The following is a 23,315-nucleotide window of genomic DNA, read 5'->3' as shown; positions in this document are numbered from 1 at the left end:
CTGGATTTAAATTGGTTTAATACGAAGGGAGAAGCTTAACTAGCTTCTCTTAAAAAACTACATTTAAATGAGCGTGATAGAGACATGAAGGGCATATTTCAGAAAAACTCACAAGTTGTAGGCGCATATATACTATTAGCTTCAATCGCAGGAACAACTTTGTTTACCACACAATACTTGCTTTCATTTACATCGCCAAACTGGAGTCTGGCCTTCACGTTTATAGTAGCCATTCTACTTCTTAATCACTATACAATTCTTCTACCGCCTAGCGGAAATTCACTCTCAATGGATTCCTCTATCTATTTGGCAGTATTATTTGTACTTGGACTGAACTTGGCACTTACAATCTTGCTCGTAACCTCGATCATCTATGCCTTATTTAAAAGGAGCGTTGTTTGGTGGAAGCACCTCTTTAACTTCTCTATTTATAGCATTATGATTGTTGGCGCTTATGAGATTTTCATCCTTTCAGGTGGAGCACCTGAATCGCTATCATTTTATAACGTAACGAGTTATATTTCTTCATTAAGCATCTACTTTCTATTAAATGTCTTATTAATAGGTATTTTCTTTCTCCTTACAGCAACGGAAAACTTATTAACTATTTTTCACAGCATTTTTAAAGAAACGATATCAAGTTATTTAATAACACTCGTCCTTTCACTAATTCTTGTTTTATTAATGCAACAGGAAATTATCATTGGTCTCGTACTATTTACTTCAGTAGCGGTTCTACTTTCTATGTCATTCAAGCAATATTTTGAATTATACTTGGAAGTCTCTCAAAAAGCCGATGTCGATCATCTAACAGAGTTGTACAATCATGGTTATTTCAAATCCCTTTTAGAAGAAGAGATTCGAACGGCTAGAGCAACAGGTCAACCGATTTCCATAGGGCTCATTGACCTAGACGATTTCAAAAAGTACAACGACCAACATGGCCACTTACAGGGAGATAAATTGCTCAAGCACTTTGGAGCTGAACTAAAAAAGAATGCGAGTGAATCATCTACCGCTGCAAGGTATGGTGGCGAAGAGTTCGCCATATTAATGCCCGGGAAAACGGAGCTTGAGGCTTATCATTTTGTGAACCAATTCCGGAAGACAGTAAATGATATTTATTTCAAAGGTGTCGAAATTCTACCGCACGGCTGTTTATCCTTTTCAGCAGGCGTCGTTCAATTCAATAAAGATATGTTCCACACGTCTGAAGTGCTTGAGAAAGCAGATCAAGCGATGTATTACGCTAAGACAAAAGGCAAAAACAACGTCTGTATTTACAAAGCAGAACACATGGCGAGAGAAATGCACTACAATAAGAACGAAATGGAGCTCCTAGAGCAACAGTTGAAAATCTTCCTATATAAAGATGTTTACACGTACAAACATAGTCGACGAGTATATGAATACGCCATTGAGTTTAGTTCGAAGCTTAACTTAAACGCAACTGATGAGAAGACACTGGTGATGGGTGCCTTAATTCATGACATTGGTAAACTTGAAATACCACGTGACGTTATCAATAAAGTGGGGAAACTCACAAAAGATGAATGGACCATGGTTCAAAAACACGTGATTTGGGGTAGGGAAATTGTCGCAACCAACCGAGAGCTTCACCATCTCCTGCCACTAGTCGAGCTCCACCATGAACGTTATGATGGCAAAGGCTATCCTTATGGACTAAGCGGAGAAGAAATCCCAAGACTTGTGCGGATGCTAACAATCATTGATTCTTTTGACGCAATGACCACAGAAAGACCTTACCAAACAACCAAATCATTTAATGAAGCCATTATAGAGTTAGAGAAATGCGCAGGAACACAGTTCGATCGCGAGCTTGTTCAACAGTTTATTCCAGTGATCAAAGAAAATCCAACACTGTACGAGAAAACAAATGAAGAAACCGTTCATATTGGTATGTAAGAGAAAGAGGCTGGGACATAAGTAAATAACAATGAGAAAGACCCGAACAATTCATTTGAATTAGGTCGGGTCTTTCGTAAAGATAAACAACNCACGGCCTCAGTCTCCTCAGAAAGCAAAAAACGCTTTCTTGCGGGGTCTTCGGACTCGTGCTGTTCCCGCAGGAGTCTACGTATGTTGGCTACGCTAAGGTCTTACTCTTAACATTCAATATTCGCGATTTCCTTCATGTATTTTAGTTTTGTCCCAGCCTCTTTTTTAATTTAGATTGTTTTATAGAAAATGTGGTTTAACAGGTTGTTACGTTTGAAACAAGTAAATCAAAAACCACAGTTAGTCGATTGGAGCGGAAATTCATTCACTCTTTCAGCAACAATGTCGATGAGAAGAGCCTTTTTAAAAGGATTATTTTTGGGGAAGAATTTTAGTAGAAAACACCACACTTCGCTAATTGAAGCGGAAGGAGGCTCGACTCCTGTGGGACTAGCGGGACAGGTGAGACCCCACAGGAGCGTTAGCGACGAGGAGGCTCACCGCCCGCCCCACGGAAAGCGAGCATCCTGGAGCGGAAATTCACCACTACTTTTTTATAAACTTTTGTTAAAAGCTAATATAATTAAATCCTCCCCCTCTAATTAATCAGTCAAATGGTAAATTGAATCAATAATATGAGCGCTACCGGTAGAAACAGGATAAGGTAACCAATTGGGTTTGCTAAATTTATTGTATAGCCTATACCAAACCGTTTTTCTACAAAGATAGATGGGTCATTTGGATTATAGTAGATAAGCCCACCTTTCCAATAGCGATCCTCATCTATACTATCCTGCTTTTTGGTATGATCCATCACTAGCGTTCCTTCTAAATCGGAATCCACTTTTCCAACCTTGATCGCCAAGCCTAGTGCACCAGCTAAAATGATTGCGAAAAAGGCAAATGGGACAAGCATTAAGACGGAATCGTTGAATAAGTTCTCATATAGTAAATTCAGCTGTAAAAAGCTAAACAAAATTGTTAAGAGTATGTTAGTGATAAATAAAAACCAGCTCGTATATTTACGTAACCGCAATTGTCTTAGCTTTGCTGAAGTGACATTAGCTGCGTTCAGCTTAATTCCAGATCTCTTTGTATAATAATTAATTCCAAAAAACATCGTTTGAAAGATGAACAAAATCAAAGGCAAGCTTATAACAGACATCCAACTTTTATCCGTAAAAGCATCAGGCTGACCATTCGGCCCCCAATGAGTTGGGATTTGGTTAGGTAATTGGTCAAACAATTGCGCTGATAAAATAATAAGCATAACCGTAATTAGTGATGGAATTAGATGTACGTATGAAGGTAGCATTTCATCCTTTGAGCGCAATGCTAAATCCGCAACACGAACTTGCTTGACTCCACGAAACCATTCTTCTCTTTTTTTAAGATTCATCGTTTTATAATGGAAATAAAAATAAAGGGACAAGCTTGTTAGTAAGACGACAAAAAGTGAAATCATACCAAAAAGGACAAGTTTCGTTTCTTCCATGGCGCTTTGATTCCCCAAAATATAGCTAATCATTACAGTGATTCCTACTAAAAATGTAAGAATGGCATATTTACGTTTATAAGATTGAAGCATAGGATGACTTGCTTGCTCATACGGAATAGTCACTCCAAAAACGACAGTTCTCTTTATCAAAAATGGGATGGCTACCTGAATGACACTTATAAATAAAATCGTAATCAACAACATGGTAAATGCCATTGTTAATCCTCCTTTATATTGTTCATAATCGTTGTGATCAATCTTTGCAGTTCTTCTTCTTTCATTCCTCTCACGAGTGCCTCCGCTAAAAGCGGTCTAAACTCTGCTGACATTAATGCAAGTCGCTGATTCGAGACACCTTCATCGACGATAATAACAGCGCCTTTTTTCGGAACGATTTCAATGATCTCCTTTGAAACGAGTTCGTGATAGCTCTTGTTTACCGTGTGCATGTTGACTCCAAGATCTCCAGCTAATGCGCGAACAGAAGGTAATGTGTCACCTGTCGAAAGATCTCCTCTTGCAATAGCCTCCATAATCTCATTCCGTAACTGTAAATATATTGGCACGGTTGATTCTGGATCAATCGTTAGCATCTAAATCCCATCCAATCTTTGGTTTTCTTTTATACGTAAACCACAACTTTTTGTTCTATATATACTATAACAAAACTGTTCTATATTGTGTATAACAAAATTAGCACACAAAAAAGTTTAGGCTATTCCAAAACTTTTTTGTGTGCTAATTTTTATGTTAAAAAGCTGACCCGTCGCGGATCAGCTTTTGCTTCATTTATCATTAGAAGGATGAACGTTAATCATCGGAGAGTGCATAAATCATAAGCTTAATCGAATCACGAATGCTAGTATACGGAAATCCTGTGTGTGCTGAATGATGAAGCGTCATCTCGAATGTAGGAGGGACATGAATGAATCCTGCAGGAATGTCCATTTCTTTTTGTTCAAGAGCGTAAAGGACACTATACATCACATTGTTGCAAAGATACGTACCAGCTGTATTTGAAACCTCTGCTGGAATGCCATTTTCTACAAGCGCATCGGTCATTTTCTTAATTGGGAGCGTTGAGAAATATGCAGCAGGTCCGCCTTTAACGATGGGTTGATCAACAGGAGCATTCCCAGAGTTATCTTCAACACTATCATTGACGTTAATGGCAATCCGTTCAGGTGTGACCTTCGTTCGATCAGCAGCAAGTCCAAGCATCATAATAGCAGCAGGTTCACATTGATCAACGTATTCAATCAACATCTCTGCTGCCCTTTCAAAATCGACCGGAAGAACACGAGAAATAACCTCAAATTCTCCGACTACCTCTTCGTCTAGTTCAAGAACAATTTGTTCTGTAGGATTGTGACGATTCTCTAAAAAAGGTTCAAATCCAGTTAAGAGTAATTTGCTCATCCTGCATTCTCCTTTCTCATAGTAGCGACAAGTTAGAAGGAAGATCTTCTATTATTATATACTGTGTATTACCTAAATCAGCGTAGTTCAACCTTGTAATTATAGTAAATTTTTACCACTAATTGAGAAGGTGTCTCCGGTGACGGGTCTGTCCCCCACTGCTTTAAAGCAGGGATCGATATCTTCAATCGAGAATGCTTAGTTATAGAAATGAGATAATCTGAGGAGGACGCTACATGTATTCAAAGATTGTTTTTACTCCGTTAAGTTATACAGGCTGGGGCTCACTTGAACAGCTGCTCCCAGAGGTTGAGAAATATTCACCCCAGAGAATTCTCGTTGTGACTGACCCTGCTCTAGAAAAGATCGGACTAGTTGATCGCGTGCGGGAACCGTTAGAACAAGCCGGCTATACGGTTGATGTCTATACCGATACCGTTCCTGAGCCTCCTCTTGCTGTTGGTGAGAAACTCGTAACTTATACAAGGGACAACGCATTTAATCTTATCATTGGTCTTGGAGGCGGGAGTGCCCTTGATCTTGCTAAATTAACGGCCGTTCTTTCAAGTCACGAAGGATCTGTTGCTGACTACCTTAATTTATCAGGCAGTAGACAGATTATAGAAAAAGGACTTCCCAAACTATTAATTCCTACAACAGCAGGTACAGGATCAGAAGTAACAAATATCTCTGTTCTCTCACTTGATCGAACAAAAGATGTTGTCGCACATGACTACCTACTTGCTGATGCAGCCATTGTGGATCCTGAATTAACAATTTCAGTTCCATCTAAAGTAACTGCAGCAACCGGCATTGATGCCCTAACACACGCCATTGAAGCCTATATATCTGTTAATGCGAACCCAACAACTGACGGACTTGCTCTACAGGCGATTCGACTGATCAGTCGCTCGATTAGACGAGCTGTTGTAAACGGAGAAGACAAGGAAGCGCGTATTGATTTGAGCAATGGGAGTTATATCGCTGGTCTCGCTTTCTTTAATGCAGGCGTTGCAGGCGTCCATGCACTCGCCTATCCTCTTGGTGGACAATTTCATCTTTCTCATGGTGATTCGAATGCGGTTCTTCTTCCATATGTCATGGGTTACATACGAAAAAGTTGTGCAAAACGAATGAACGACATCCTTAATGCGCTTGGAGGAAACTCCCAGTATTTATCTGAAGCAGAAGGTTCTTACGAGTGCGTCCGAGAGCTCCAACGACTCCTTCGAGACGTAGGCATTCCAGAAACGTTAGGCGGATTCAATATTCCAGTATCCGCACTCGATTCATTAACAGAAGATGGAGTGAAGCAACAAAGATTGCTTGCTAGAAGCCCACTTCCTCTTCATAAGGAAGATATTCGCGCCATTTATCAATCTGCATTTGATGGAGAGATCGTTGAACAGACACATTCCAATATTCATCATCCATAATTTTAATGATTGATACGTAACTTCATAGGGAACACGTATAGGAAAAGCAGAACTGGTGGTGTATCCTTTGGGCTATTTTTTACTTCTCATTCTTTCACTCGCAATTCTTATTTTTCTAATACGGGTGCCATTAACTGAGCGCTTTCCCCCTGCTATTCGGAAAATGGGGATTGTCTTCCTCGTTGGGTTATCTGTTATATTTCTAGTACTACTGATTGGATCATTTTTATAGCACTCTAAAAAAGCAGGGGTGAGATATCTCGCCCCTGCTTTCAAATCCTTCTCAACTTTCCAAAAGGAATGGAGTATTTTGTTCATCCATACACCGAAGTAGCCTTTCCTTATACCGTTCAAGTTTAATTTTGCTTAGAGATTCTCCACGTGTAAAATAACCCACATCCCACGTTTCATTTGATAAGCTTAGCTCTCCACTTATAGGTCTTCCCTTAAAAACAAACACGTTCAGTCTTTTTGAACTGATTTGTTCAACACCAACTAAATCAGTGACTTGGATTTCAATCCCGGATTCTTCTCTCACTTCTCGTGTTGCAGCATGCTGTAGTGTTTCTTCTTTATCAACGTATCCCCCAGGAAACTCCCACCCTCTATTAGGATTTTTAACCAGTAGAATGTCACCCTCTTCATTTACTACCATCACAACTACGGCTATTTTATATAAAACCAACTTGCGCACTCCTCCTATCCATTAAGATATTGATCAAGAAGAGTAAGAAAACACTCCATGTCTTTGTATGTGATATCGCCTATATTTGCTACTCGAAATGTATTTAAATTGTCTATTTTACCAGGATAGATCGTGAACCCACGTTCATATAGAAAATCATGCAGCTTATTAAAATCGTAGCCTTTGTGTGGAGGTTCAACAATGGATGTAATAATTCTAGAATGATTGGCTTCATCAATTAAATGCGTCAAACCTAATGCCTTTATTCCCTTCAGGAGCGTTTGCCAGGATTTCGAGTATCTATTATATCTCTTCTCAATACCCTCCCACTGCGTTTCCAATATCGCTTGCTCGAGAGCATAAAGGGTCTGAACAGGCGGAGTAAATCGCATTTGCTTCGTTTTAACAAAATGCTCATATTGTTCATATAGATTCAGATATAAATTTCGTGGCTTAATTTCCTTAATCTTATCAAGTTGCTCATTATTTGCTATGACAAACGAGACGCCTGCCATCCCCTGAAGATTTTTGTTCGAGCTTGCTGCAAGATAACTAATGTTCATGCGTTTCATCTCAATAGGGATCGCACCATACGAACTCATCGCATCAACAATCATAGCAACGTTGTATTTCTTGCATATGTTCCCAACTGCTTCAATGTTATTTAACAATCCTGTTGTTGTTTCACAATGAACAATTACAAGGTGAGAAATCGTAACTCCTGCATTCTTTATAAGCAATTCTAGCTTAGTTAAATCTATAGCACTCTCAAGTGGTGATCGATATTCAAGCACATTTAGTCCATAGACCGTTGCTATCTTCAGTATTCGTTTACCATATGCACCATTGTTTACAATGACAATTGCTTCTTTATCAACAACAGAACTTAGAATGGACTCAACAGCTGCTGTACCCGATCCACCAAACAAAATAGTCGAATACTCATTAGGATTTCCAACAAATTCAGTAAGTGCATGTGAAACAAAAGTCATCGTTTCTCCAAAGTCCTGTTCTCTTGGGCAAATGTCTGCTACAAGCTGTGCATGTTTTACTGTATCTGTTGTGGTTGCAGGTCCTGGATTCAATAAGATCTTTCGTTCGACGGGATAACAGGATTCCCTTGCCTTAATAAGTGGGGCAATCAGGCTAACAGCTCTTTGCAAGTGTTTTTCATCGTCTACCTCACACCAGACTAAATTGCGTACGTTCTGAACATATAAGTCTACTTCTTTTGCGATTTGAACAAGACCATCTTCATAGTGAAGATCCTTACTCGATTGAAACATCTGACTCCCTTTCTTACATAAGGTTTTGAATGTAGGAAGAGAGAGCTTTGATATCCCTACGAGCTCAGCATATACTGAATTCAACTCATTAGATTTCTTTGACATCTTAATAAGGTTTTGATTCTTATCTACTTCAATAAACACTTCATCTCCCGATCTAGTTAGCTCACTTGCCAGGATGGTATCTGGTTGTTTGTTAGAAAGTATAGTCTGCAAAGCCTTCTTCTCATAAAGTAAATCGGATTCAAGAAGCAAGAAATCGTCTTGAACATACGATTCCATTTGATAGAGTGTGAACATGCTTCCACTTGTGTTGTAATCTGGATTATTAATACAACTAATCTGTGTATATTTTTGAGTTAAACGTTCATATTCTTCTTTTTTGTAACCAGTTCCAATATAGATATTCTCGATTCCCGCTTCCAGCAATTTTTCAATCGAATGTTCAATGAGAGGCTTTCCTTCGATCGTTAAAAATCCTTTAGGACGTCCCTCGCTTCGATCCCGGATGCGACTCCCCATACCTGCCGCTAAAATAACAGCTGTTTTAATCACCTAAAAACACCTGCAATCTCTCTTTCACTTCATAGGGCTTTAGGGTCGGTCGTCCAAGAGATGACTTGCTTCCACCTGCAATACGCATATATAGAAAAGTTAATTTTGGATCCTGTCTCCAGCTTTCAATGTGCTCCTTTAACTCTTCTAGAGTGTGAACATAGATTGCTCGGTCATACCCGCATGCTGAAGCAACTTCCACAAAATCGACGTTGGCTGAAACGGTTTGCTGTCCCCCGGTTGAGTCATGCATGTTATTGTCGAGAAGAATGTGTAGCAAATTAGGTGGAGAACAATAGCCATTTGTAGGTAAATTACCGAGCCTCATTAGTAATGCACCATCCCCATCAATTGCGATAACTGATTTATCCTCTCTCGCAAGCGCAAGACCTAACCCTATTGAACTAACACACCCCATCGATCCAACCATATAGAGATTATTAGCTGCATCTTCAATGTCATAAAGTTCTCTTCCCGTTTTTCCAGTCGTTGCTAGCTGAAGTGTTTGATCGTCTTTTAAAGAATTGATTTCACATAAAGCTCCATACCTCGTTGGAAGCTGGTCTTCACGACTTTTATGAGAAGCCAATGACGTCGTTACTTTCGTATCTTGAGCTTGAAGAATCACAGGTTCAAAGGTGCCTTTTTTCACTATGAAAAAGTAAGGTTCATTCCGCTCAACCTTTTCATTAGCTCGATGCAATTGTTGCTTCGCTTCTTCTAGATTAGTTGATAAGTAATCCCAACTAATCTTCAGTAGATCAAGGGTATGAGGAGTGATCTCTCCCATTAATTCATGCTGCGGTTCATCTTGGACACCAGGTTCCCCTCGCAAACTAACAAACCCTAGTATTGGAATTTGAAACGGTTGTATGAGCGAAACGAGTGGAGAAACCGCATTCGTTAATCCTGAATTTTGCATTAATACAACAGACTTCTTTTGACCTAATGCAGCTCCAGCAACGATCGCTACAGCTTCACCTTCATTCGTAGCTGCAACATATTCACATTCATTGATTGCGTAATTAATGAAATGCTTTAAATAAGAACAAGGAACGCCACTATAGAAATCAAACCCCAGTCGTTTTAATTCAGCGCCATACTCAGGAAGTGAAATCACATTTTTTCACCCCTTATCCCGTATCGATAAATAGGTTTTACGATCTAACCACGAGCTTTTAATGTAGGTCACAGAGATAGAATGCGAGCTTTGAATATGATTTAGAAGATCTGCAAAAGTAAGTTGGTCAAAATTCGATTTCGCACCTAAAATCTCAAGAGATTCCTTTAGAACCTCTGCTCCTTTTCCTTTGACCCTCCACAATCCAAAAAACTCTCCATGAATTTGGTCTTCACTTAGACTCGTATCAACTTCAACGAGATTAACAGACTGATCATATAGCTCACGAGAATAGGGAATGTCAGCTTTCACATAGTAACCTGACTCTTTGTTCGCATCATAATCAACATCAACAACAATCGAAATATCATGATCAGTAGCCAGTAACTCAGTCAGGACGTGAGGTTTATACATCATCTCGCTGTGACTTATGATGACATCACCGTTAATTTTTTCTTTTGCACGATGTAGAAATTCCAACTCATCACCTTGAGGCATACTGGCCCCTTCTCCATCTTCATCTGTGTCTCCTATTACAGAAACATGATGTATGTTGTGAGACTTCAGTTGGGCTATTTGATCAGTTAGAGTCTGCTGATTCTCTACGCCTTTATTAAGGATAATTGAATGAATAGTTGCTTCAGAACCTTTTAGATAGATGCTTTCAGCATGAGCAAGCTCTTCTGCACCTTGAAGTTGAAAAATTTCATCTACAGATGTAACGTTACCTTCCACATTAGCAAGGCTTTCCTCGAGGAAGATTTGGTTAGACGTCCTTTGCATCGCTTTAATAGAAGCTCGTAAATTATGATTCGCCCATATGGCCACACTTACGCCTATATCACGGAAGCGTTCAGTAGGTACTGAATAGTATTTGGTTGGTACAATTACAACCGGTAAACGATCTCCCCACTCCTTCATAAAGGCCTCAATTTCCAGACTATCCGATCGCTTGCTATGCATAAGAATCGCATCACTTCCTGCTAACCTATAAGCCTCAGCGCGTTTCAGAGCCTCTTGAAGTCCCCAGCCCGCAATTAACGCTTCAACTCGCGACACTACAACAAAATCATCGTCCGTTTGACTATCTTTCATCGCTTTAATCTTGCCACAGAATTCATCAATACGGGCAAGCGGTTGCGCTTCACCTTTAATAAAAGAATTTGTCTTTGGGAAAATTTTATCTTCAATACAAACCCCGGCAATATCACGCTGCTCTAGCTTCTTTACAAGTCTTCTAGCATTATTAAAATTTCCATACCCCGTATCCCCATCAAGAAGGATTGGAATAGATGTCGCATCACTCATAAACTCTAAAACGTCTAAAACCTGTGTCCATGACGCCTCATTGTTGTCTCTTACACCTAATGATGCTGAAATTGATAATCCACTGCCCCATATCCCTTTAAAGCCAGCTTCTTCTACGATTTTTGCAGAAAGGGCATGGTGGGCTTCCATAATATATTCTAACGATGAGCTTGTAATGATGTTTCTAAGTTGTGTTGTTTTCCTCATATCGGTCACCTCTATTTGAACTCCTTACAGGATGAGCTTATTTCTCAATTCTTGAAAAGACGGTTGTTTCATAACACGGTGCGTTACTTTCAACAAAATCGTCGTATCTTTATTCAAATGAGGTTGCAATACCTTGAATACCTCATCACCAGTTTCGCAAAAGTGAACCTTTTCTTGCTCCATTCCAGCTTTTATTGCTGCATGACCGATTTCTTCAGCTCTCTCTCCGACAATGATCAACAAATCAATTTTTGCCTCAGCTGCTTTTTGCCCCATTTGTTCATATTGTTCAGTAGCATACTTGCCCTTCCCCAACTGAGGCATATATCCTAATAGACCTATCGATTTCTTACCATCTGTAACGGCCGAGAGTACGTCAAGACCAGTCGCCATTGAAAGAGGTGCAGAATTCCATGTGTCGTCAATTATGGTCGATCCATTAGCTCCTTTTTTAAACTCAAGATGCTCTTTCACTTGCTTATACGACGCCAGCCGTTTAAGCGTTATCGGAATATCAACGCCAACTGATGAGACAGCAGCGATCGCTGCAAGTGCATTGTAAATATTGTGAATGCCATAGCCAGGGACGAATGCATCATAACTCTTTCCTTTGTGGAGGAGAGTAAACGCCATTCCACCTGAATCATATCGAGCATTTATTGCACGGTAATGGCATTTTTCGTTCATTCCGATATGGATAGCATTTGGAAAACGGCTAAGATCAAGAACCTGACGAATATTCTTGTCATCTGAATTTAGAATGAGCGTTCCATCCTCCGGTAACCCTTCCACAATTTCACCTTTTGCTTTCATGTATTCTTCTGGCGTATCGCAATCAGCTAAATGGTGAACACCTATGTTTAACAAAACACGGATTTGCGGCTTGAAGTACCGGCAGGCAACTCGTAAATAGCCGGGATAGGCAACTGGCATCTCAAACACTGCGACTTCCGTATCATCGTCTAGTTTATTTAAATAGCGGAGATTCACAGACATTGAATTCATACTCATCCAAGTTGCTGTCACATTGAAATCTTCTAATAGTATTTGTCGGACCATTTCTTTCGTTGTTGTTTTACCACAAGTACCAGTTATTCCGATGATAGGGAAATCAAAAAGGTTCCGATAATACTCAACGAATTTCCAATAATCTTCTTTTAAGTGTTCAGTTTGAATCAATATGATGTTTTCTCCCAAATCAATGCATTTGTCTGGACGATCCGTTATAACAACTACAACTTCATATTTTATCCAATATTTACCTTTAATACGTTCATGATCGAGATGGAATAATAGGGTATGATCTTCAATATCTTTCTTCGTGCGATTTACAACGTGATGGATCATCGGGTCTCCGGAACCTTGGATAACCTGACCGTCAGTAAGCTTGAGAATTTCGCTTAACCTTAAGTTTCTCACCTGTCATCACCTACCGTCTTTTTTTTCATAACCCCTCGTAACCTGCTAATATGCTTGCATAGTTTAAAAGGCGATGCCCAGCTAAAGTTCGTAATTTATAAGCCCTGATTTGTGAGAATAAATTATCAGGTTTTGCATTTATTTCTAATAGTTTGATTGAGTCATACTGATCGATACATAAATCAACTGCGATTTCTCCAAAGGTGCCAACTTCATCTTGAACGGTTTCAACAATCCCCCCTGCAAGCTTCCCTATCTGTTTAGATATCAATTTCCTCTCGGTACTATCTGGATATAGATGAAGTAGCACTTTGCTGACTCGCAAGTTAATTTCGGATTCTTCCGTCAATACATCCTCGTTTGATAGGCGAGCTACCATGCCTGTTCTTAACCAGCGATTTTTTATTCCTTTTTGCATATAAACACGTATTTCAACATTGTATCCGTTGTATTGTTTGCGCCGAATCCCTTCTTGAATAACATAGTCCGTGTGTTTAATATGGGGAGCCATGTATATGAGTAATTCATCGATATTCGCGAAATCATGACTTGTATTTTGTTGTACATCTGTCATGATGATGTTCGTTGGTTTACGAAGAATCCGATTAATTCCCATACTCAGAGCTCCACCTACAGGTTTCACAAATACTTCTCCATGTTTATTCAACATGTTAACTAAATCCTCAGGCTGCTTTAGTGATTTTGTTTCGGGCAAATGGTTGCCATAATCATTTGAAAGTAGTTGATGAGTCTTCCATTTATCACCTGTCAATTTGAAGAGAGAAGGAGAATTGATGAATGGAATTTTGTAAGTGTATTGAAATTTAAACCGTACATCTTTAATAACCTGACTCTTATCGCGAATTAGCAAATAACGATCATAAATCACAGCCGGAAATGGAAAAATACCTTCCCCATCGATTGACGTACCTTTAATAGTCATTTGATCCCAATCAATATCATCAGGTTCAAATGCATAAACGAGCATCTGTTTTTCCTGTGCCAGATTGAACAAATGTTGAAAATAGGTTGTTTGTCTATCAAACGGTCTATTTGCCAAAATTCCAACGATTGGTCCAAGTGTCAGTACATCATTTGACGAAAAAACGGTGGGACTCCACCCCTCGGGCAATGAGAGTTGATCTCGTAACACTTTTGAAAGATGGACCTTATCCGAATTTTGGAACGCAAAAGGATAAGGTTTAATGGTTGCTGGCACAAGTTTGATGCCTGCTCTAACGTGAGTGGTATCCCCTTCATTAAGGTTATGCTTCATTCTTAACTTTTTGGGAATTTGAATGCTTGCATCTTGTTCATATCGTTCCGTTGTCTTCTCTACTCCCCAGTTCACTCGAAAATCGCACTCTTCTTCAATTGGACAACCACGTTCAATCGCTTCAAATAACAATGTCAATTCACTCTTATATTGAGCGTAGGTTGATGTAGTTTGAATGTTTTTTTTGATATGTGGCCATAGTTGTTTAAGAACAGGGTAGTTCCCGTTATAGTAAGCCCTCTGAATAACCGGGTAAAAAACAAAGTCGTCTTGGAATTCATGGTGGTGATTTCCAACAAGCTTCGCGAGACACAGAATAGACAACGACAAGGTTGGCTCGATCACCCATGAACTCAGTGACAAATACTCCATTCCATACGGCTTCACGCGATAACGACCTAACCCGCCATGGTTTGTTCTCCTTCTTCTTTTTGCTGTTCTAGAGTTTTCAATCATAGCTATAGGAATGGCAAGGTATTGATCTAACGCTTTTAACAGTGATGCAGAACATGGAATTCCAAAGTGCAAATGTCCTCCACATTGATAACCGACAAATGGCATGCTCCCTGCCCGAAACGCTACGTTTTCGTAAGGAACAAGTGCTGATGCCTTTTGAACAAGGGTTTTCATATTTTGAAAAACTTCATGAGGTGTTTCAGCTTCTACTGGTCTCAGTTCAGCTAAAGCATACTGACCACTATCTTGCTCAATCTGCCTCTCGTCACAGCCCACTGATCCTTGTATAGGGAAGAAAGTGGAAGCAGGTAGTAATTCATTGTCGCAGCTCAACATGAACTCAATATCTGCACCGATTGTAAATGGGCTTACCGCTTTTGTAACAGGAGCTTGTTTAAAACGATTGGATTCATTAATGTCTAATACAATGTGGGATTCATTAGGTAATACGCCTATCTTGACCACGCCTTGAGGCAGTCCGACTACATAAAGAGCGCGTATTGCGGTTTTGATCCATTCCTCAGGAATGTTGTGAAGTTCGACCTGCCTCGATGTCCAACCATATGCCTGCGTCCTAATAGGTAACTCAGTGTATATGACTTTATCTTCCTCAGTAATGAAAACTTTTTCAGCCTTAAGACCTTGAATATGAAACAGGTATTCTTTCTCAACGATGCATAATTTTGTGAAAAAATCATATCCTTTTTCAATTGCCTCAGACTGAGTGTGAATGATTGAAATGTCCTTCCCCTGGTAGTGACCATATTTACGCCCAACAATTGGATACGTGCACGTTTGGGGATTTACTAATTCAAGAGATCGAATGTTGTTTAGTGCTAAAGTTTGAAGCATAAGTTCTTTATCAGAACTTATGCTAAACTGCTCTCTCAACAGGTTCATGTTTTATAACCCTCCATTGTGGAAATTTAATTTTCCACCCACCTCTACAAAAGGTCGTATCGCATTTAATATATTGAGATTTCATCACTTTGTTCCTGTACATCTGTATAAAGATTCTTTATATACAACGGAACGTCAAAGAATTGGTAAGTAGGAGACTACTTTCACCAATTTCATTTCTTTTGCATTTTTTAGTAATAGACCACTTCTTGAAAATAAAGGAGCTTTTCTTATGGCAGTGAAGTTTATACAAAAAAATTATGTGAAGTATAACCTCGGAAATGGATATATGTGTTGCCATGTAGAAGCTTTACATGCGACACCACCTGCCGCTGATCTCTATACCGACTTACTTGTTAGGAAGTTAATACAAAAAACCGGGTCTGCCGGTATTATTAGCACCGTTTCAAGAACTGTTATTGACCTTAACCGACCACCTACTGATGATAACCAAGAAGCTTTAACAGAATACCGGAAATGCATTGAAGAGATTTTGAATCAATTAGGAATATGTGAAGAGGGAATAGATCATATCACTGTCCCTTATTTGCATCTATCATTCCACGGAATGAAGGACACCCATTTCGGCCCCCTTGCAATTGAAATAGGCACATCACGAGGAAGATCCTGTTCTAAAGAAGTTAAGAAATGGTTTGAAGAAAAGCTAACGGAGAACCTCCATACCATTCTTCCGAATGCTACAGTCATTTTCGACAATAAATTCGCTGGAAATAAAGCGATTCACCTTCATAGAGTAGGAGATGGAGAGGCTTACAAAGGTTACAAGGAAAACTTTCATTCATTTCAGATTGAATTATCACGAACCATTCGTAAAAAGCATAGAACTAAGATGGTTCAAGTCTTTTCAAATTTAATTGATGAGTTTCAATTGAAGTTTGTACTTGACTCAAAATGATGAGGTACACATACGTAATGAAAAAAATGAAGGATGGAGGTTATATCCTCCATTCTTCAAATACAAGATAGTCGTATTTTAAAGCATGTTTCTAATATAGTTCGGCAGTGTGAAAGAGGAAGTAAAGATCTCTGGATTAATATAGTTCGTGTCCTTATCCATCAATTTCGTCAAATCCGCCTCCAACGGATCTGGTTTTTTTGAAGCCATCGTAAAACTCCATATTCCACAAGGAAAAAGTGGAATGGTGAGGATATATGTCCGAACGATTGGAAATAGCTTCTTTAATTTATACCTCGTTTTTTTAAGTATTGATTCATTGTAGAATGGAGATCCCGATTGGAATGTCACCACTCCATCTTCTGACAGGGCATCATAAACATATTGATAGAAATCTGAGCTAAATAGCTTTTTACCTGGCCCAACTGGATCTGGTCGATCAATCATGAGGACGTCGTAAGAATTCTTTTGCTTCTGAATCCATTCATACCCATCTTGATGAATCATCTGGAATTGTTTATCTGACTTAAAATCTTCTTCAGGTGTTAACCATTTTCGACAAACAGACGTAACCCTCTCGTCAATTTCAACAACGTCAATTTTTTCTATGCTTTTATACTTCATCGCCTCACGTGCGTGTCCACAATCTCCTCCACCGATCATCCCGACGTTTTTAGGATCAGGGTGTGTCACTATAGGAATATGGCTTATCATTTCGTTGTAGATGAAACCTTCATTTGTTGAAACCTGCGGAATTCCATCCAAAACGAGCATTCGACCGAATCCTTTTGTTTCAACGACACTAATCTCCTGAAAAGCAGACTGCTCATAATGCAGTAAAGATTTAACTTTGTAAGCCACCTTCATTCTTGTTTTCCCTACATAATTTTCAATCCAAAGTACATGATAAGGATCTTTTTTGTATCCATGAAACGTTCCATTATCCTCCACCCTAACCACCATCCATATCCTAATTTCACTTATTTTTATTCTTATGTAATGAAAGGGATGCCTGTCACAGCAGATGTATATTGAATATTAAATAAATGGCAAAATAAAGGGGGGGCCAGGCTCGTACCTGACCCCCACTGTGCTACAACGTTAATAAGCAACAGAATTTGTTAAGTCAATGCCGTCAATTTCTCTCCGACTATCGATCAGCCATTTCCCTCCACTATTCACTAACTCGTAGCGAAAAGCACTAGAAGTTACTTCTGTTACGACATTTTGATCTCCAGGCTTGTGATTGGCAGAATCCATCGTTACGAGAACATCGACGACAGCTTTCTTACCAGAAGAACTTATGGAGAGGCTATCCATATCAAAAGCTGCTTCTAGGACATCTCCTGTGAAGGCTCCGTTATTTTGCTTAACCGATACAAAACGATCTTCAAAATAGGAGTATAGCTCAGGTGTAAGGTTTGTGAAATAACTGGCATCTACATTCTCGTAAGCATTAATCCAATCTCTTAAATACGTATTAACTGCATCAATAACTGACTCAGAGTAATCTGGATCTGAAGAAATTTGCTCTCTCTGCACCTCCTTCTCGATCACAACCGGATCTGGTTCACTATAATCTACTGCTAAGTAGACTTCCCCTCCATCAAATGGAACCGAGGGGCTTTTCACTACGCCTGCTTCAAACTTCTTTTCAGCATGCATTACAACTGAACCATCAATAGGAAATGGTCCTATTTTTCCAGCTTCATCGATTGTAACGCCTGTATCTTTGCCATTCACAAACAGAACCGCATCGTCATGATTGGATTCTGGTGATACATAAGCTCCGTTTACGGAAAGATCGATTTTCGCTGTTTCCTCTGATGTCATTAATTCAATTTCTGCTTTTCCCTTCATCGTGTAGCTCTCATTCTTAATCTCTGATGCAAATTGATAGAGACCAGGGAGAAATGGCCCTACTTTCTTCCCATCTTCCGTTCCTCCGAATACACCTCCGTCTTGACTATTAATCTTAAGAGACGTACCCGGAAACTGCGTATACACGCTTGCATAGATTGGGGCTGGTGCAATCATATAGTCATCGAAAAGAAGAAATTTCTTACCTGATTTGGTTAGCTTCATGTCAACAAATAACGCCTCATCCCGTTTACCAAACTCACGATCCGTTAAACCTCTAGCCTGACGATCAAGATCTTGAATGAGAAGAGAACGTTGCTCAGGATGGTTCTTCATTAACTCAACAAATCCTTGTAATTCAGCTTCGTGTGAAAGAAGAGGATTAACTTTGGAAACAACCTTTTTCATTTGTTCATAGTTTCCTTCGAACATAGCCTCACGAAATTGGTCAATCGTTCGTTCCGGTGATGCTAGCATCCGTAACGTATAGTAACTGCCGACAAAAAGAATAACGAGTGCACCTATACTGATTAACCAGATTGTCCATTTCTTACCCCTAATCGGAGTTGTTTCCGTAACCTTTCGCCCACACTTTACACAAAAGGCTCCGGTTTCTTCCCTATTACAAAACTCGCAAAACCCATCTTTCCACCTCCTACCATTCATTCCAATCATATGGTAGTTATTTCATTTTATGATCGCTTTTTGTATCCCTTTTTCTATGTATTTTTCTAACATGATTCAAGACTTTGGACATAACTATGAAAAAGTACACGCTAAAAAAGGGGGGACTGTCATGTCAGATTTGCAAACAAAAATCGGTGGAGGAATATCTAAACTCCAAGATGGACTACAACAAGGAAGGAACAAACTTCAAACCGCTCAAGAAGTGTCTCAATTAAGAAAAGCAGCAAGTGAAGCGGCTATGAATCGAGCCAAAATCATCAGACAGCTGGGTGAAATGGCTTATCGCCTTGTTCGAAAAGGAGAAGTTCAGCATACCGAGTTAAATGAGCAAGCAGAGCGAATCATCCAATATGACCTAGAACTCTATCAAGCTAATAAAGAACTTGAACAACAACTTCGTAGGGAATCAAATGGACAGACGTGTGAATGCGGTGCATCGGTGAGCGAAGATGATACCTTCTGCGGAAGTTGCGGAAACAAAGTGCATGTGCCTGAAACACCGATCGTTTCAACCGTTTTTTGCACAAGCTGTCAGGAAAACATACCAGAGGGAGCCCAATTCTGCGGTTGTTGCGGGATGAAAAACGGGTAGGAGGTGTTTCGGGATATGTATTGTACAACCTGCGGAAATGAAGTACCGTTTGGCGATAATTACTGTCCGAATGACGGGACATTTCAACAACATGATCTGCAGCAGCACGTCACATCCGGGGCAACTCCGAAATTCTGCTCTGACTGTGGCACGTCTAATACAGATGAACACCTTTATTGCATGAAGTGCGGGGCTTTTCAACTAACATTCATTCCATTTAAATTCGAGCGAACGAAGGAGAAAGTAGCAGCCCCATCTCAAGCCCTTCCAGACCTTAGTGGCATCAATAAAAGGATGGCTCTTCTATGCGCATTTCTTGCCTTTCTACTAGTAGGAATTGCATCGTTTATTATTGCGGAGAGTTTTCAAGGGGAAACTGTTTCTTTGCAAGAAGCGATTGCAGAGTATGCAAGAGTAGGGCAGGAGGGGATATTATACGATTTCTATGATAATGGAGAAGCTAACCTACCTACTGATCCTTATACAGGGATGACAGATTACTGGATGGCCACTCATTTGCTCAACTCTAAGGTTTCATTTGATTCCACATTTGATGATGAGACCTATAAAGGTGGCGTTTATTTAGAGTCTGGCTACATCATACTCCTTCTTATACCACTGATTGCGCTATTACTTAGCGGCTATTTATACGGCAGGAGAAATCCTTTAGATACACAGCAATACTGGATATCCTCCCTTCTCATTGGAGCGGTTTACGGTGGACTAACAGCTATAGTTGCCATCTTTGCAGGCTTTTCATTTAGTGGGGAAGTAGCAGATGATTGGTACTCGGCAAGCTTAGCCATTGAAAACAACTACCCATTTTTAAAAGCATTCTTTGTAGCATTTTTCATTGGGACAGTTTTTTCTTTTATCGGATGCTTACTTGGAAGTGGCACGTTAAAGTCACTTACTTCTTCTCCTCTTAAAGAAGGAGTAAGAACCATAACCATGGGGATCACATCCTGTATTGTAATAACGATGGCTGTGTTCTACGGATTTATTGTAGATGATTTAAGGTTGCTTGGATTGGAAGACATACCAACAAGCGTATTTGTCTTTACTATCGTCCAGCTTGGTTTTCTCTTGTGGAATGTTCTCAACCTCTCATCACTTTCACTTAATATGAGTGGATACGGTGAAAATGTTCAAATTGATTTCTCCACGCTAGCAGGAATGAAAGTCATTCCAACAGTTACAGATCAAGATATCACAATGTTATTGAACAACGTTCAAGATCTACGATTCTATTTGCTACTTGGATTACTCCTCCCCATCACACTCTTTGTCTGGGCAGGCTATCGAATGCAGCAAGAAGGCTCGGTTCGAATTCATCAGATTGCAATGTTTGGTTTCATATACGCTTTGTTTATGTCATTACTAGTGGCCGGAACAAATATAGGAATTGACTTCTATAGTAGTCCTATCACTGACTCTTCCTTAGAAATGGAAGAGTTGCCGACTCTTTTCTATGGCTTCTCCGCGATCAGCACGTTCTTCAAATGCTTTATCTTCTCAACCCTCCTCGCAATTGGGGGTGCTTATTGGAAGAAGCAACGAACAAACAAATAGAAGTCAAACAAATAGGGGTCAGGCACGAGCCTGACCCCTAATCTACTTTCTTCTCTCCGTACTCACCGCTCCAACACCGCAGGACGCACAAACGTTACGCCATCTACTTCAACTTCCTGATACACCCACTCGCCTGTATGTGTCATAAATTCGATTCCTTCTTCCGTAAGGAGAATCGTATCTTCTGACTTCACACCTGGTAAAGAAGGGTTCCAAGCATAGGCTTGATTCACCACAACTTGATTCGTAGTTTCAGGGTTTGCTAGAAATTCGCGTGAGTTATAACCTGTTAATCCACCCTGGTGTAGTAACTTCCAGTCATCAGGAAATCCCTGGTTTGCGTACTCATTCACACCAGCTACAATCACGTCACCCGCTGTAACGCCTACTCTCGTTGCTGCGTTCATCACACTATCGATTTTAGCGACTGAAGCGCTGTTTCTTCGTAGTTCTTCTGGCAATTCCCCGAAATAGACGAGTCTTGTGACATTGGCTACAAGACCACCTTCTTCTGCACAAAGTACAAGCATCGCATGTCGCTCAAGTTTCTTTTCAGTAGGAATTGGATGACGGTAGCGGTAAATTCGTTCATCAGTTGCTACAAGTAGCACTTGAATCGACATCCCACTACTCAACACCTTGGAAGCGAGATGTGCTTCAATTTCATTCTCGGTTTGTCCAGGTTCCAATTCCCAACACGTCTCTTCCACCGCTTTCGCCGCTTTTTGACAAAGATTTCTGTATCGCTCCCGTTCACCCTCTGTTAACACTGAGCGATAATGTGAAAGCTCTTCATCTACGACATCCCAGTCAGAATAGATCATATCTGTTGCCATTCGCTTATTAGAAGTAACCTCTTCAATTAAACCGTCAACTGATGTGTACCAATCAACAGAAAGCACTTCAAATGAAAAGGACAACTCCCTGCATTCTTCCTCGACAATACGCCGTTCTTCCATTTTTGACGTAACAAGGTACGCTTTCTCAGGAGTAATGATCCAGTCCGCCACGCCCGCTTCCATCGTCTGGACGATATAATTCGTATTTCCACCCGTTACCCACGAGAAATTATTTCTTCTTCGTAACAGAATGCCATCATAGTTCTTCTCTTCTAGAAACATCCGCACTTTCTCTATACTCATTCGTTATCACCATACCCTTTTGGATTGTTCTGATGCCAGCTCCAGGCATGTGCAACAATTTGAGATAGTTCAGGGTAGACGGGATTCCACCCAAGCTCATTGATCGCTTTAGATGAGGAAGCGATCAGCGTAGCTGGGTCTCCGGCGCGTCTTGGTGCTACTTCAGCTTCTATCGTTTTCCCCGTAACACTTCTACACGTCTCGATTACTTCTTTTACCGTAAATCCTTTGCCATTACCAAGGTTATAGACGCCACTTTCATTCGTTTCTTTCATCTTCTTTAACGCAAGGTAATGCGCTTGAGCAAGATCAAGAACATGGATATAATCTCTAACGCACGTTCCATCCTTCGTATCGTAATCATCTCCAAAAATGGACACCTGTTCCCTTTGACCGAGCGCTGCCTGAAGAACAATCGGTATTAAATGAGATTCAGGATCATGATCTTCCCCGATTCTACCTTCAGGGTCAGCTCCTGCTGCATTAAAATAGCGAAGTGATACGGACTTTAAGCCATATGCATCATCACACCAGCGCAGCATCTTCTCAATCGCAAGCTTCGTCTCCCCATATGGATTCGTTGGTGCAGTCACATCACTTTCTTCAATCGGCGTGCGTTCAGGGTTACCGTACGTTGCAGCCGTTGATGAAAAGACAATGTGCTTTACCCCATGCTCGACAAGCTTTGAAACAAGCGCATGCGACCCTGCTACGTTGTTGCGATAATACTCGAGCGGGTTCGTCACGCTCTCTCCGACAAGTGAACTCGCTGCGAAATGAATGACCGAATCAATGGAATGGTCCTCGAAAATTTGATCAATCACTTTGCCATCCGTTAAGTCTCCCTTATAAAAAGGAACGTCAACGACAGCCTGCTCATGACCTTTCGTTAAATTATCTAGCACAACGACTTCTTCATTCTGTTCACGTAAATACATTACGGTGTGGCTACCAATATATCCAGCTCCACCTGTGACTAATATCGCCATGATTCTCCCTCCAATTCGTAAAATCAGCGTCGA

The 23,315-nt window shown here is 40.2% G+C and carries 18 protein-coding genes; 5 read left to right on the top strand and 13 right to left on the bottom strand.

Features of this window, described 5'->3' with window-relative positions:
- Positions 1-84: 84 nt before the first annotated feature.
- On the top strand, positions 85-1,926 hold the full coding sequence (locus tag AB986_RS13420) for a diguanylate cyclase (RefSeq protein ID WP_048311627.1): 1,842 nt from the start codon (positions 85-87) through the stop codon (positions 1,924-1,926).
- 643 nt (positions 1,927-2,569) lie between these two features.
- On the opposite strand, the gene AB986_RS13410 is transcribed toward AB986_RS13420, so the two are convergent.
- The 3 genes from AB986_RS13410 to pcp all read right to left on the bottom strand — a co-directional run bounded on the left by AB986_RS13410 (position 2,570) and on the right by pcp (position 4,876).
- On the bottom strand, positions 2,570-3,673 hold the full coding sequence (locus AB986_RS13410; RefSeq protein ID WP_236690378.1) for a DUF1648 domain-containing protein: 1,104 nt from the start codon (positions 3,671-3,673) through the stop codon (positions 2,570-2,572).
- A 2-nt stretch (positions 3,674-3,675) separates the two neighbouring features.
- Positions 3,676-4,050: a GntR family transcriptional regulator gene (locus AB986_RS13405; RefSeq protein ID WP_048311625.1), complete on the bottom strand. Its 375-nt coding sequence runs from the start codon at positions 4,048-4,050 to the stop codon at positions 3,676-3,678.
- A 217-nt stretch (positions 4,051-4,267) separates the two neighbouring features.
- Positions 4,268-4,876 carry a pyroglutamyl-peptidase I gene (gene pcp, locus AB986_RS13400; protein WP_048311624.1) on the bottom strand — a complete coding sequence of 203 codons (609 nt, stop codon included), beginning with the start codon at positions 4,874-4,876 and terminating at the stop codon, positions 4,268-4,270.
- A 236-nt stretch (positions 4,877-5,112) separates the two neighbouring features.
- Between pcp and AB986_RS13395 the strand changes: the two genes are divergently transcribed.
- Positions 5,113-6,312: an iron-containing alcohol dehydrogenase gene (locus tag AB986_RS13395; protein WP_048311623.1), complete on the top strand. Its 1,200-nt coding sequence runs from the start codon at positions 5,113-5,115 to the stop codon at positions 6,310-6,312.
- Between the two features lie 283 nt (positions 6,313-6,595).
- Here the strand turns inward: AB986_RS13395 and AB986_RS13390 are convergent, their stop codons facing one another.
- From AB986_RS13390 to AB986_RS13365, 6 genes are all read right to left on the bottom strand, one after another.
- Positions 6,596-6,997 carry an NUDIX hydrolase gene (locus tag AB986_RS13390; RefSeq protein ID WP_236690377.1) on the bottom strand — a complete coding sequence of 134 codons (402 nt, stop codon included), beginning with the start codon at positions 6,995-6,997 and terminating at the stop codon, positions 6,596-6,598.
- Between the two features lie 14 nt (positions 6,998-7,011).
- Positions 7,012-8,838 carry a 2-aminoethylphosphonate aminotransferase gene (locus tag AB986_RS13385; protein WP_048311622.1) on the bottom strand — a complete coding sequence of 609 codons (1,827 nt, stop codon included), beginning with the start codon at positions 8,836-8,838 and terminating at the stop codon, positions 7,012-7,014.
- Positions 8,831-9,958: a phosphonopyruvate decarboxylase gene (gene aepY / locus AB986_RS13380; protein ID WP_048311621.1), complete on the bottom strand. Its 1,128-nt coding sequence runs from the start codon at positions 9,956-9,958 to the stop codon at positions 8,831-8,833. The genes AB986_RS13385 and aepY overlap by 8 nt, the downstream gene beginning before the upstream one ends.
- Positions 9,959-9,964: 6 nt before the next feature.
- Positions 9,965-11,473 (bottom strand): phosphoenolpyruvate mutase, encoded by a 1,509-nt coding sequence (gene aepX, locus AB986_RS13375; protein ID WP_048311620.1) that lies wholly within the window; start codon positions 11,471-11,473, stop codon positions 9,965-9,967.
- Between the two features lie 24 nt (positions 11,474-11,497).
- On the bottom strand, positions 11,498-12,820 hold the full coding sequence (locus AB986_RS13370) for a Mur ligase family protein (RefSeq protein WP_407921927.1): 1,323 nt from the start codon (positions 12,818-12,820) through the stop codon (positions 11,498-11,500).
- 97 nt (positions 12,821-12,917) lie between these two features.
- On the bottom strand, positions 12,918-15,524 hold the full coding sequence (locus AB986_RS13365; RefSeq protein WP_048311618.1) for a putative amidoligase domain-containing protein: 2,607 nt from the start codon (positions 15,522-15,524) through the stop codon (positions 12,918-12,920).
- Positions 15,525-15,756: 232 nt separating this feature from the next.
- Between AB986_RS13365 and AB986_RS13360 the strand changes: the two genes are divergently transcribed.
- Entirely contained in the window at positions 15,757-16,440 is a 684-nt protein-coding gene (locus tag AB986_RS13360) for an N-formylglutamate amidohydrolase (RefSeq protein ID WP_048311617.1), read from the top strand.
- Positions 16,441-16,518: 78 nt separating this feature from the next.
- Here AB986_RS13360 and speE read toward each other — a convergent pair whose 3' ends face one another.
- Positions 16,519-17,391 (bottom strand): polyamine aminopropyltransferase, encoded by an 873-nt coding sequence (gene speE, locus AB986_RS13355; RefSeq protein ID WP_236690376.1) that lies wholly within the window; start codon positions 17,389-17,391, stop codon positions 16,519-16,521.
- A 150-nt stretch (positions 17,392-17,541) separates the two neighbouring features.
- Positions 17,542-18,975: a zinc ribbon domain-containing protein gene (locus AB986_RS13350; RefSeq protein WP_048311614.1), complete on the bottom strand. Its 1,434-nt coding sequence runs from the start codon at positions 18,973-18,975 to the stop codon at positions 17,542-17,544.
- Between the two features lie 121 nt (positions 18,976-19,096).
- Between AB986_RS13350 and AB986_RS13345 the strand changes: the two genes are divergently transcribed.
- Positions 19,097-19,579 carry a zinc ribbon domain-containing protein gene (locus AB986_RS13345; protein ID WP_048311613.1) on the top strand — a complete coding sequence of 161 codons (483 nt, stop codon included), beginning with the start codon at positions 19,097-19,099 and terminating at the stop codon, positions 19,577-19,579.
- A 15-nt stretch (positions 19,580-19,594) separates the two neighbouring features.
- Entirely contained in the window at positions 19,595-21,151 is a 1,557-nt protein-coding gene (locus AB986_RS13340; protein WP_048311612.1) for a zinc ribbon domain-containing protein, read from the top strand.
- Positions 21,152-21,213: 62 nt separating this feature from the next.
- Here AB986_RS13340 and AB986_RS13335 read toward each other — a convergent pair whose 3' ends face one another.
- Positions 21,214-22,293: a M24 family metallopeptidase gene (locus AB986_RS13335; RefSeq protein ID WP_048311611.1), complete on the bottom strand. Its 1,080-nt coding sequence runs from the start codon at positions 22,291-22,293 to the stop codon at positions 21,214-21,216.
- Positions 22,290-23,282: a UDP-glucose 4-epimerase GalE gene (gene galE, locus AB986_RS13330; RefSeq protein ID WP_048311609.1), complete on the bottom strand. Its 993-nt coding sequence runs from the start codon at positions 23,280-23,282 to the stop codon at positions 22,290-22,292. The genes AB986_RS13335 and galE overlap by 4 nt, the downstream gene beginning before the upstream one ends.
- Positions 23,283-23,315 lie beyond the last annotated feature (33 nt).

Origin of the sequence: Guptibacillus hwajinpoensis (assembly GCF_001039475.1) — a bacterium.
Taxonomy (GTDB): domain Bacteria; phylum Bacillota; class Bacilli; order Bacillales; family Guptibacillaceae; genus Guptibacillus; species Guptibacillus hwajinpoensis.
This window is presented reverse-complemented; position numbering and strand designations above follow the sequence as displayed.